At 58.7% G+C, this 12373-nt stretch carries 7 protein-coding genes and 1 pseudogene; 1 reads left to right on the top strand and 7 read right to left on the bottom strand.

All coding sequences use genetic code 11. The features are described 5' to 3' along the window. Window positions 1-23: 23 nt before the first annotated feature. Both aruF and AC1DIH_RS20985 read right to left on the bottom strand, forming a co-directional pair. A complete protein-coding gene (aruF, locus tag AC1DIH_RS20990; RefSeq protein WP_019693162.1) occupies window positions 24-1043 on the bottom strand; it encodes an arginine/ornithine succinyltransferase subunit alpha in 1020 nt (339 codons plus the stop codon). A 225-nt stretch (window positions 1044-1268) separates the two neighbouring features. After that, window positions 1269-2489 (bottom strand): aspartate aminotransferase family protein, encoded by a 1221-nt coding sequence (locus AC1DIH_RS20985; protein ID WP_477773129.1) that lies wholly within the window; start codon window positions 2487-2489, stop codon window positions 1269-1271. A 287-nt stretch (window positions 2490-2776) separates the two neighbouring features. Between AC1DIH_RS20985 and AC1DIH_RS20980 the strand changes: the two are divergent. Beyond that, a pseudogene (locus AC1DIH_RS20980) lies at window positions 2777-7488 on the top strand (dermonecrotic toxin domain-containing protein). 24 nt (window positions 7489-7512) lie between these two features. On the opposite strand, the gene argR reads toward AC1DIH_RS20980, so the two are convergent. The 5 genes from argR to AC1DIH_RS20955 all read right to left on the bottom strand — a co-directional run bounded on the left by argR (window position 7513) and on the right by AC1DIH_RS20955 (window position 11686). After that, window positions 7513-8493 (bottom strand): transcriptional regulator ArgR, encoded by a 981-nt coding sequence (gene argR / locus AC1DIH_RS20975; protein WP_427545766.1) that lies wholly within the window; start codon window positions 8491-8493, stop codon window positions 7513-7515. 139 nt (window positions 8494-8632) lie between these two features. Then, the gene (locus AC1DIH_RS20970; RefSeq protein ID WP_019693166.1) at window positions 8633-9397 is read right to left on the bottom strand and encodes an ABC transporter ATP-binding protein; all 765 of its coding nucleotides are present in this window, start codon (window positions 9395-9397) and stop codon (window positions 8633-8635) included. Between the two features lie 36 nt (window positions 9398-9433). Beyond that, window positions 9434-10132 (bottom strand): ABC transporter permease, encoded by a 699-nt coding sequence (locus AC1DIH_RS20965; RefSeq protein WP_123585394.1) that lies wholly within the window; start codon window positions 10130-10132, stop codon window positions 9434-9436. After that, on the bottom strand, window positions 10129-10818 hold the full coding sequence (locus AC1DIH_RS20960) for an ABC transporter permease (protein ID WP_019693168.1): 690 nt from the start codon (window positions 10816-10818) through the stop codon (window positions 10129-10131). The genes AC1DIH_RS20965 and AC1DIH_RS20960 overlap by 4 nt, the downstream gene beginning before the upstream one ends. Before the next feature lie 91 nt (window positions 10819-10909). Further along, window positions 10910-11686 (bottom strand): ABC transporter substrate-binding protein, encoded by a 777-nt coding sequence (locus tag AC1DIH_RS20955; RefSeq protein ID WP_429539255.1) that lies wholly within the window; start codon window positions 11684-11686, stop codon window positions 10910-10912. Window positions 11687-12373: the final 687 nt, after the last annotated feature.

The raw sequence follows: 12373 nt of genomic DNA, 5'->3' as shown, positions 1-12373 counted from the left end.
GCTCTTAAGCCTGAAATCGGCCCTTAAACTGCCACCAGGCGCACGCTGGCACCTTCACCGACACCCAAGGCCTCGGCGGCTTCAAGATCCAGGGTTACCGGTTTGCCCGGCGCATAATCCAGCTCGAGCAATACCGCGCGGTAATCCTGCAACTGCGCGTTGGCCACCAGGTACTGACGACCGGCCCCCTTGACCGGCTCACCGATTTTCACCGGCACCACACGGCTCTGGGCGATCGAACGAATCCCCGAGACACGTGCGTGCAGAGTCGGGCCACCGTCGAAAATGTCGATGTAGTGATCGGTCTCGAAGCCTTCGCGCATCAGGATGTCGAAGGTGATCTGCGCGCGCGGGTGCACCTGGCCCATCGCCTCTTGGGCGGCGTCCGGCAGCAGCGGCACGTAGATCGGGTAATGCGGCATCAGTTCGGCGAGGAAAGTCCGGCTCTTGAGCCCGCACAGACGCTCGGCTTCAGCGTAGTTGAGGTCGAAGAAGTTGCGACCGATGGCATCCCAGAACGGCGAGTCGCCATTTTCGTCGCTGTAGCCGACGATTTCGGTGACCACCGAATCGGCGAAACGCTCCGGATGGCTGGCAACGAACAGCAGGCGACCGCGAGAGTTGAGTTCCGACCAAGGCGAACCGACCAGCTCCGGCAGCACGTAGAAGCTGGTCAACAGGCTGTTGCCGGTCAGGTCGTGGCACTGGGAGAGCACGTGAATCTTGTTATGAATCTTCAGCTCGCGAGAAGCGTGCACGAAGGTTTCATTACGGAAACTGTAGAACGGCTCCGAATAACCGGCCGACGCGACGATGGCCGAGCAGCCCACCAGTTTGCCGGTGGCGGTGTCTTCGAGAACGAAGAAATAGCTTTCTTCACCGTTGAAGCTGACTTCGGCAGCAAACGACGCTTCGCTTGCGGCGATCTTGTCGCTCAAGCGTTCGACATCATCCGGCAAGGACGTGACACCAATCGGGCTGTCCGCAGCCAGACGCTGTACCTCGCCCAGATCAGCCATTTGCGCGGGGCGCATCACCAGCATGGTGTCACTCCTTTTTCGAAAAACTCTTTGAGGAAAATAAACCGGGCCGGCCTTGAGTCACTCGGACTCAAGTGTGGGAGCGAGCCTGCTCGCGATAGCGTCAGATCAGCCAACAAAGATGTTGAATGTGAAACCGCCATCGCGAGCAGGCTCGCTCCCACATAAGAACCGGCCCGGCATAAGAATTTGCTTCGACGCCTGAATGATCAGGCGTCGAAGGGACTATCAGGCTTGAGTCAGTTTGGCCACGGCACGCTCGAAGCGCTGCAGGCCCTCTTCGATGTCCGCGTCTTCAACCACCAGGCTTGGCGCAAAGCGAATCACGTCCGGACCGGCTTGCAGAATCATCAAGCCTTCACGTTCAGCCGCGTTGAACACGTCCTTGGCCTTGCCTTTCCAGGCCTCGCTCAAGACGCAACCGAGCAACAGGCCCAGGCCACGCACTTGAGTGAACAGGCCGTACTTGGCGCCGATCTGCTCCAGGCGAGTCTTGAACAGGTCGTGCTTGGCTTTGACGCCATTCAGCACTTCAGGCGTGTTGACCACATCGATCACCGCTTCAGCGACGGCGCACGCCAGCGGGTTGCCGCCGTAAGTGGTGCCGTGGGTGCCGACGACCAGGTGTTTGGCCAGGTCTTCGGTGGTCAGCATCGCTGCGATCGGGAAACCGCCGCCCAGGCTCTTGGCGCTGGTCAGGATGTCCGGCGTCACGCCGTAATGCTGGTAGGCGAACAGCTCGCCGCTGCGGCCCATGCCGGTTTGTACTTCGTCGAAGATCAGCAGCGCATTGTGTGCAGTGCACAGCTCGCGGGCGCCTTGCAGGTACGCAAGATCAGCCGGCAATACGCCGCCCTCGCCCTGGATCGGCTCCAGTACTACCGCGCAGGTCTTGTCGGAAATGGCCGCTTTGAGCGCGTCCAGATCGTTGTACTTGACGTGAGTGATGCCGGTGATTTTCGGACCGAAACCGTCGGAGTACTTCGACTGGCCACCGACGTTCACGGTGAACAGGGTACGACCGTGGAAGCTGTTGAGCGCGGCGATGATTTCGTATTTCTCTGAACCGAAACGATCGTGGGCAACACGACGGGCCAGCTTGAAGGCGGCCTCGTTGGCTTCGGCGCCAGAGTTGCAGAAGAACACACGATCGGCAAAGGTCGCGTCGATCAGCTTATGGGCCAGGCGCAGGGCAGGCTCATTGGTGAACACGTTGGACACGTGCCACAGCTTGTTCGCTTGCTCGGTCAAGGCACCGACCAGCGCCGGGTGGGCGTGGCCCAAGACGTTAACCGCAATCCCGCCGGCGAAGTCGATCAGCTCGCGGCCAGACTGGTCCCAAACGCGGGAACCGGCGCCACGTACCGGAATGAAAGCGGCAGGCGCGTAGTTGGGAACCATTACCTGGTCAAAATCGGCGCGTTGTACCGCAGCGTGCTCAACGGACATCGGAGTCTCCTGATGAGAAACACCCGCCTGAAACTGGCGAGCGATGAGGGGGATTGTAAGGACAGTTTTCACCCCGGCCTTGCCGCCAAGCGACAACTTCTTATAGCGCAAACACAGGTTTGAGCCGGGTTTATGGCAATGCGACAAATAGCGTCGCAAAGGCGCAGTTTAAACTGCCGGAGTACGTTATAGGCAGGCTTGTCCAGCCGGACGGTAATTATGTACTGCACGGAGCGCATCGCCGTTTGTTTTCCTTGTGTCTACTTCAAACGCCAAGGGACTTGCGCATGAATCAACACGACGAGCTTGCCGCTCATCCGGACAGCCACTACCAACACCTTTCCACACTCCTCCCGATCTGGGTCTTGCAAACATCGCCCGAGACGCGCAACGCGCTGAAAAACGCCAGGCTCGAAACGCCTCACGGGTATCGCAACGCGACCCGCCAGCAACAGCAGACACTGAACGCACTCAACACCGAACACTGGTCCCATCGAAACCCGCTGGAGCAGATGCTGGGCAAACTGCAAAACGCCCGCGCCTTCGCCGAGCCGCTGCTGAGTGAAGCACTGAAAACCCGCTTCGGCCTCGAACTGGACGTCAAGAGCACCTTCCTGCGCCTGTACATCCCTCAGACCATCCCCTGGTTCCCGGTCAAATCCGGTGCCGCACGCACCTGGACAGTGTCATTGCTCGACGCTGCCCTGCACAATTTTCAGGCATCGGAGACTGAGGTGGATGCCTACGAGCCGGCCTCGGCCTTCATCACCGAACCCTCCCCCACCGGACAATTCGACACGCTGCCAACGATCAAGCAGCACATCAGCATCGCCAGGTTCACCCGACTGTGCCGAGAACTGGATATCGGCGGCCAGTACAGCGCCTACCTCAACGACAACCTGGGCGTGACCAACCCGCTGGTCGGCGCCGTTTTAAAGCCAAGCGTCAGGAACGCGCAGCAAGCCGCGCTCAAGTCGGCGCTGCATCAGGGGCTGCTGCGACAGGATATTGAGAAAGACACCTGCGACTCGATTCTCGGTCTCCTGGAAGGACGCCCGGGCATGAAGCCGGGCAACCAAGCGTTGCACTGCAACGACCTGACGATGATGTCTTCAGCGCTGACCGGCATTGTCATTTTCGCCCCCAACCTCGAGCACTCTCGCCAGGCAACGCGGATCGTGGCCTATATCCCGGAAGACCCCGAGCATCCCGTCAAGCAGTATCCCGACACGCTGGCGTTCATGACCGAGCTGACCCGCAAATTGCGTTCACCCGCCTACCAGCGCTTTTTCAGCCAGTTCGTCGACCATCAGGAGAGGGGGCATTTTTTCGCCGACCTTAACCGCCGCCTCAGCGCCGTGACCTGGCACCAGCATCAACACGGCGACCCGCTGCCCAGCTGGCGAGAGACGCCCATCGACAAACCCAACCTGCGATTTTCGCTGGCCCCGATCAAAGCCGACTTATGGGCTCACCTCTATCAGCGGCAACTGAACAAGATCCTCAACGACGCACGCACCATTGCCGTCTCCACCGCCAGCGCCGACCGGAACGCACGATGGGCGCTGTGGGACGCCTTCAGCAAAGTCGCCTCGACAATCCTTCAATCCGCCGCGTTCGTTGCCCTGCCCTTTGTTCCATTCCTCGGCGAACTGACGCTGGCCTATATGGCCTACCAGTTACTCGACGAAGCGTTCGAAGGCATCGTCGACTGGGCCGAAGGCCTGAAAACAGAAGCGTTCGGACACCTGATGAGCGTCGTCGAATCGCTCGTTCAACTGGGGACATTCGCGGTGGGTGGCGTCATTGCTGTTGGAGAGATCAAACCTTTGCTGTCCCGTGACACGCTGGCGCTGTTCGACCGGTTCACTCCCGTCAAAGTGACCGAGAGCAAAACCCGTTACTGGAAACCGGACCTGACGCCTTATGAGCACACCACCAACATCCCGACCGCGGTCAAACCCGATCACCTCGGCCTGTATCAACATCAGGGCAAGACCCTTCTGCCCCTTGAAGACAAGCTCTATGCCGTGCGCTTGAATAGCGAGACCGGGCAGTTTCAGCTTCAGCATCCGAGTCGGGCCGACGCTTATCAGCCGCCCCTGCGGCATAACAACTACGGTGCCTGGCAGACCGGACTCGAACAACCGCTGAGCTGGGACCGGGAAACCGTCATGCGTCGCCTCGGCCATAGCGTCGAGTCGTTCAGCAGCGTCGAGCGCGAACAGATCCTGCGGATCAGCGGCTTTCACGACAACGTATTGCGCAAAACGCATGTCGAAAATTATCGCCCGCCTTCGCTGCTGACCGACACCATCAAGCGCTTCAAGATCGATCGGGACATTCAGACCTTGATCGAGCAGACCAGCAGCGACCAACCCGAGCATTACCAGGCCCTGAACCAGCGCAAATCGCTGTTCGAATCTCGCTACCGTGAACTTGAAAAAACCGATGACCAGGACGTTCAGCTACTGCTCGGTGCAGTACAGAACTTACCGACAGACATCGCGCAAGAACTGGTGAGCAATGCAACAGGCACCGAGCTGATAAGCCTGCACAACGGTCAAGTGCCGCAGCGACTCAAGAACGTGGCGCTAAAAGCCATGGAGGCCGTACGTGTCGCCAGAGCCTATGAGGGGTTTTATCTCGCAGACATGGAGTCGGCAGATACCCACCGACTGGCTTTGCATAGCCTCGAATCATTGCCCGGCTGGCCCGCCCATCTGCGCATCGAGGTGAGGGATTATTCGCACGTCGGCACCTTGCGCGACAGCATTGGCCAGGCCGACGCGTCGATCCTGAGAACGCTGGTGCGTGCTGACGACTTCACTTACCAGGTCCATGAGAACAAGCAACTGCCCGGCGACTTTTATCACGCCATCCTTCAAGCGCTGCCGGATGCAGATCGCAGTGCATTGGGCTTCACCCTCGAAGACGGCGAGGCCCTCAAACAGCGCATCGCGAACACGCTGTGGACCAACCGACGTTACGCACACTGTTCGCAAAACACCCTCATCGAAAACCGTTCTACGACCCGACAACCATGCGCCTGCCGGGTGGCACACAGGGTTACAGTCGCAACAACCGCACGACGCCCACCCTCAACGACAGGGTTCGCGAGGTTTACCCCAGCCTTTCACCGGAAGAAATCGAGTCGACTGTCCTTGCATTACAAGGCCATCCGAACGGCGCTCGCGTGGAGCTCTCACGCCTGGCCAGCGAGCTCGCACAGCTGCATCGGGACCTGGGAACCTGGGTAAACGATACGCCCACCGTCCACCCCGGAACCGGGGTTGCGCTAAGCGATCTGGAGCAACAGGTTGCACGACACAATCGCCGGTTACTGGCCCAGGAAATCCAGCGTAGCTGGCGCCGACAATCCGATCGGGACTTTGACGCCCCGGATGGCACCGGCCGATATGTGCTCAGGCTCGCAGAACCGTTACTCGGTGACCTGCCGACACTGACTGCCGATTTCAGTCATGTGTCACTGCTGTCTCTGGAAGGCAGCCGTGCGGTACATGGCGTCCACGGTTTTCTGCAAAACTTCAAGGGTCTGCACCGTCTCGATTTGCGCCGCTTCTCCCTGACCACCCTCCCCGACGCCATTACCCGAATGCCGAACCTCGACGCACTGGTGCTCAGTGATTGCGGCATCCAGCTCGACGCTGTCGCCTGGTCGAAACTGTCTTCATTGAACAAACTGGTCATGCTCGACCTGTTCAATAATCCGCTCAGTGTGGTGCCCAGCATCGAAACGATGCCCGAACTCGTTCACCTGGATCTGAGCCAAACCGGCCTGAGCGAATTCCCCGCCAGCATCATGCATCACCCCAAACTCGACACCGCCAGACTTTCAAACAACAGTATCCGCGAGCTACCTGGCAGATTGTTCGAGAGTCCGGTCTACAACAAACACGGCGTGTTTCTTACCCGCAACCCGCTCTCCGACAGCGCGCGACAACTGATCAAGCAGCGCTACCTGGACAGCCTCTATGACTTGGGGGTCTATGCCCCCGAGGCGGATATCGCGCGAGTCAAGGCGCTGTACCCGAATATGGAGGTCGAGCAGGCAAGCGACTTTGTGTACGAGCTGCCCGGCACACTCGATGACGGCCGGCTCGAACTGGCACGCCTTGAAGCAGAGCTCAACCGACTCAGCACCGACTTGTCTGCCTGGACGGCCGACCTGCCGGCCCGCCACCCGCTGACCGGTGAACCTTTCGATGCACAGCAACAACTCATCGAGCACTCGAGTCGCGACGAGTTCAAGCAATTGCTGGAACAGTGCTGGCGACGTGAAACTGATCTGGATGACTTTAATGAGGCGCTTGAGCCCACGTTTGAACTCGTCATCCCTATCCTCATCAATGGAGATCTGCCGACCCTGAGCGCCGACTTCAGCCATGTGACGTTACTGGAGATACTGAGCACCGATGGCATCACCCGCATCGGAGGTTTTCTGGAGTCCTTCCCCAAGCTCAAAAGCCTCAGGCTTCGCGACTGCAACCTGGGCAACATTCCCGAGGCTGTGTTCAAGATGGGGCAACTGCGGTCGTTGTCGCTCCCGGAATGCCGCGTCAGCCTGTCAGTAGAATCGGCAAGCGCGCTAGCGGAAATGGAACAGCTCGATTATCTCGATCTGGCCCGTAATCCTCTGGGGCGAACGCCTGATCTGAGCCAGATGACAGGGCTGGCGACCGTGCTGCTGAATGAAACCGGCATCACCGAAATTCCGCACGGCCTGCTGCAAATGACAGAGCTGGACTGGGCCGACCTCAGTGGCAACGCCATCACCGAAGCCCCCAGCGATGTATTGGAACTACCGGTGGATATCGCCGAAAACATCACGTTAAGGGGCAATCCATTTTCCGAGGAGAGCCTGCTACGACTGATCGGTTACTTCGAACGCACGGGTACGGATTTCGGTGTGCAAGAGGTGATTGATCGAGGCGAATTGGACGTTTCGTCCACTGACGGCTCCGAAGTCGACGAGTAAAACCTCGGGGCGTGGCGTGCCGGATCAGCCACGCTCCGACGGCACCGAAGACAATTCGAACGGGCTGCTGCTGCGCCGCTGGTTACGATCTTCCCGCGGCGTGGCGCCGAAGAAGTTGCGGTAGGCGCTGGAGAAATGCGGCCCCGAAGAGAAGCCACACGACAGGCCGATCTGGATGATCGACTTGCTGGTTTGCATCAACATCTGCCGGGCCTTGTTCAGGCGCAGTTCCAGGTAGTACTGGCTCGGCACGCGGTTGAGGTACTGCTTGAAAATCCGCTCCAACTGCCGACGGGACACGCACACATGCTGGGCGATTTCGTCGGTGGTGAGCGGCTCTTCGATATTGGCTTCCATCAGCAGCACGGCTTGCGTGAGCTTCGGATGACTGGAGCCGAGGCGATTCTGCAACGGAATGCGCTGACGCTCACCACCTTCACGAATGCGTTCGACCACCAGCTCTTCGGACACCGCACCGGCCAGTTCAGCGCCGTGGTCACGGGCCAGCACCGCCAGCAACAGATCGAGCACCGACATGCCGCCGCACGCGGTCAGGCGATCGCGATCCCAGTCGAACAAATGGCTGGTAGCGATGACCTTGGGGAAACGCTCGGCGAAATCATCCTGCCAGCGCCAATGCACCGCAGCACGATAGCCATCGAGCAAACCGAGCTGGGCCAACGGATAGACACCGGCCGACAGACCGCCAATCACACAACCGGCACGCACCAATTGCTTGAGTGCGCTGCTGAGCGCTGGTGCCAACGTCGTCGGTGGCTCATCGGCCAGCAGGAACAGCTTCTGGAAGTTTTCCAGCTTGCCGGTCCACGCCTCACCCGGTAATTGCCAGGCCCCTTCGGCAGGCGTTTCGGCCTGCAGGAACGAGAGTTCGTAAACAACGTCCGGATGCACGCGCTGAGCAACACGCAAGGCCTCCTCGGCCAGCGCCAGCGTCAAGGCTTTAGTGCTGGGCCAAATCAGGAAACCAATTCGATGGGCAGTCATGGCGGGCAGTCCGAAACGAAAACAGTGATGAAGGCATGGGCCAATGCTAGCCCGTAAACGAACACAAATCTCAAAACCAGCAAAGCTCCCACAGGGATCGGGAAGCATGCACTATCCTTGTGCACAACGGCAGTCCTGATTATTTCAAGCTGCCGGAGAGGAATTGTTGCAGACGTTCGGACTGTGGATTGACCAGCACTTCACGCGGGTTGCCGCTTTCTTCAACCACGCCTTTGTGCAGGAACACCAACTGGTTCGACACTTCACGGGCAAAGCCCATTTCGTGCGTTACCACGACCATGGTCCGGCCTTCCTGGGCCAGCGCCTGCATCACTTTCAACACGTCGCCCACCAGCTCCGGGTCGAGTGCCGAGGTCGGTTCGTCGAACAGCATCACCTCAGGTTCCATCGCCAACGCACGGGCAATCGCCACACGCTGCTGCTCACCGCCGGACATATGACCAGGGTAGGCATCCTTGCGATGGGACACGCCAACCTTGGCCAGGTACAGCTCGGCCTTTTCACGGGCTTCGGCCTTGGACATGCCGAGGACGTGAACCGGCGCTTCCATGATGTTTTCCATCGCGGTCATGTGCGACCACAGATTGAAATGCTGGAACACCATCGACAGCCGCGAACGCATGCGTTGCAGTTGTTTCGGGTCGGCGGCTTTCAACGCGCCGTCCTTGTTCGCCACCAGTTTCAGCTCTTCGTTGTTGAGCAGAATCTTGCCGGCGTGCGGTTGCTCAAGCAGGTTGATGCAACGCAGGAAAGTACTTTTGCCGGAGCCACTGGAACCGATGATGCTGATCACATCGCCGGCTGCCGCTTTCAGGGACACGCCCTTGAGCACTTCGTGACTGCCATAGCGTTTATGCAGGTCTTGGACTTCAAGTTTGTACATGCTGTCGGTTCTCACAAAAACAGTCAGTCAGTGGTTTCAGTGCTTGCGCGGGGCGAGGTAGCCCAGCCAGCGGTGCTCGGCCATCTTGAACAGGCGCACCAGAATGAACGTCATGCACAGGTAGAACACGCCTGCGGTGATGTAGGCTTCGAACGGCAAGTAGTACTGAGCGTTCACGGTACGCGCGGCACCGGTGATGTCGATCAAGGTCACGATGGACGCCAGACTGGTGGTCTGCAGCATCATGATCACTTCGTTGCTGTACTGCGGCAGCGCCCGGCGCAGGGCCGACGGCAGCAGGATGCGCTTGTACATCTTGAAGCGCGACATGCCCATGGCCTTGGCCGCTTCGATCTCACCGTTCGGCGTAGCGCGCAGGCTGCCGGCGATGATTTCAGCGGTGTAGGCGCTGGTGTTGATCGCGAAGGCCAGGCACGCACAGAACGTCGCGCTGGACAGCCACGGCCAGAGGAAGCTTTCACGTACCGCTTCGAATTGCGCCAGACCGTAGTAGATCAAGAACAGCTGCACCAGCATCGGCGTGCCGCGGATCACGTAGGTGTAGAGCCAGGCCGTCATGTTGACGATCGGCTGCTTGGAAACCCGCATCAAGCCCAGCGGCAAGGCGGCCAGCAAACCGAACAGCAACGACAGCGCGAGCAATTTCAGGGTGGTGACCAGGCCGCCGAAGTACAGCGGCAAGGCCTCCCAAATGACGTTGTAGTCGAAGATCATAGATCAGCCGCCCTTACGCCTACCGAGTAGCGCTTCTCAAGGTGACGCAATGCCAGCAACGAGACACTGGTGATCACCAGGTACATCGCGGCCACTGCGAGGAAGAAGGTGAAAGGCTCGCGAGTGGCATCTGCCGCCTGCTTGGCCTTGAACATCATGTCTTGCAGACCGACTACCGAAATCAGCGCAGTCGCCTTGGTCAACACCAGCCAGTTATTGGTAAAGCCCGGAATCGCCAGGCGAATCATCTGCGGCACCAATACCCGGAAAAACACCTGAAAACTGCTCATGCCGTACGCCGCACCGGCTTCTGCCTGGCCTTTCGGGATCGCCATGAAGGCGCCACGGAAGGTTTCCGACAGGTACGCACCGAAGATGAAACCCAGGGTGCCGATACCGGCGACCAGCGGGTTCAGGTCGATGTAGTCGTCATAGCCGAGCAATGGCGCAACACGGTTGAGCAAGTCCTGACCGCCGTAGAAAATCAGCAGGATCAGCACCAGATCGGGAATCCCGCGGATCACCGTGGAATACAGATCGCCCAGCCTGGCCAGCCAGCGTATCGGCGACAGGCGCAATGCGACCCCGATCAGACCCAGAACAATGGCCAAGGCCATGGACGACAAGGCGAGCTGAAGCGTCAACCATGCGCCATCGAGGATGACAGCCCCGTAGCCTTTCAACATGATTCAGGTCCTCGAAAGTTGGGATGAAAAAATGGCGCAAACCTCAGAGATCCTGTTGCTTGCGCCATTTCGGACTGACAGCTGCGACTATTTACTTACCGTAAATATCGAAGTTGAAGTATTTGTCCTGGATTTGCTTGTACTTGCCATTCGCACGAATGGCGACGATGGCGCCGTTGATCTTGTCCAGCTCAGCCTTGTCACCTTTACGCACGGCGATACCAATGCCGTCGCCGAAGTATTTCTCGTCGGTGAAGGCCGGGCCAACGAAGGCGAAGCCTTTGCCAGCGTCGGTTTTCAGGAAGCCGTCATCCAGCAAGGTAGCGTCGGCCACGGTGCCATCGAGGCGACCGGCAGCCACGTCCAGGTAGATTTCGTTCTGCGAGCCGTACGGCTTGATTTCAGCACCCAGCGGCTTCAGGACTTCTTCGGCGAAACGGTTGTGGATCGAACCGCGTTGCACGCCGATTTTCTTGCCCTTGAGTTCGGCCAGGTTGTCGCTGACCTGCGTACCGGCCTTCATGACCAGACGCGCCGGGGTGTTGTAGTACTTGTTGGTGAAGTCGACGGACTTCTTGCGGTCGTCAGTGATCGACATGGACGACAGGATCGCGTCGATCTTGCGCACTTTGAGTGCCGGGATCAGACCGTCGAACTCTTGCTCGACCCAAACGCACTTGACCTTCATCTCTTCGCACAGGGCGTTGCCGATGTCGTAGTCGAAACCAACGATGCTGCCGTCCGGCGCCTTGGACGCGAACGGAGGGTATGCCGCCTCGATACCAATTTTCAGAGGCTTTTCATCGGCGAACGTTGGCAGGGACAGCACGGACAGTGCCAGGGCGCCAAGAAGCACGAGTTTCTTCATCTTAGGACTCCATCGGTATAGGGCGAAAACGGCAGAGTGAGCGACAGCCCAATATGCGAATGGGTGGAAATTGAAAGCGGCGCTGCGTCGTAGGATTGTTGCGTTGAATTCAGCTTTGATTTCAACGCAGGCAACGGCGAGCGAGTGATCGGCATTCTAACGACAGGCCCGAAGCCGATATTTCTTCAATGCGACAACAAATTACAGAAGCACCGAGAAACCCGACCGAGCGCATTGACAGCCCTGCAAATTCATGCAAGAGCAAAAGACAGTGAACCGATCTACATTGCAAATTGCGGGCCTATTATTCGCAAAGCCTTCTAATCCGGCAAGCGCAGCGTTATGTCTTATTTTTTAGGTGGCCTGATGAGGCCCTAAAACGGGGCTTTGCGTTTCCCAATGCCTCGAAAGCGGGCGGGCGGTTACACATTTAGTTACTTGAGACGCGCCGGGTAACAGTGGGAATTAGCCGACAGATGAAGTCGATAATTATTGGTTGTTGATGTGGTGCCTGCCAGACCGCCATCGCGAGCAAGCTCGCTTGTATGTTTAGACTTGAAGGGGTGGGTGGGACTAAAAGCCCGATTCTGACTCTAGCCAGTACAGACCGTGGGAGACTTCGTCCCACCCCTTCTACCCAAAAGCGCCAATAAGGAATTCATCGGCAAGGCCGACGATAGAGACAAG

The sequence above is a fragment of the Pseudomonas sp. 05N36 genome, from assembly GCF_056397385.1.
The sequence above is the reverse complement of the archived record's forward strand: the minus strand, read 5'-3'. Positions and strand labels throughout refer to the sequence as shown.

Coding starts and splice junctions, on each gene's coding strand:
- aruF (WP_019693162.1), bottom strand. CDS start 1,043: ATGCTGGTGATGCGCCCCGCGCAAATGGCTGATCTGGGCGAGGTACAG.
- AC1DIH_RS20985 (WP_477773129.1), bottom strand. CDS start 2,489: ATGTCCGTTGAGCACGCTGCGGTACAACGCGCCGATTTTGACCAGGTA.
- argR (WP_427545766.1), bottom strand. CDS start 8,493: ATGACTGCCCATCGAATTGGTTTCCTGATTTGGCCCAGCACTAAAGCC.
- AC1DIH_RS20970 (WP_019693166.1), bottom strand. CDS start 9,397: ATGTACAAACTTGAAGTCCAAGACCTGCATAAACGCTATGGCAGTCAC.
- AC1DIH_RS20965 (WP_123585394.1), bottom strand. CDS start 10,132: ATGATCTTCGACTACAACGTCATTTGGGAGGCCTTGCCGCTGTACTTC.
- AC1DIH_RS20960 (WP_019693168.1), bottom strand. CDS start 10,818: ATGTTGAAAGGCTACGGGGCTGTCATCCTCGATGGCGCATGGTTGACG.
- AC1DIH_RS20955 (WP_429539255.1), bottom strand. CDS start 11,686: ATGAAGAAACTCGTGCTTCTTGGCGCCCTGGCACTGTCCGTGCTGTCC.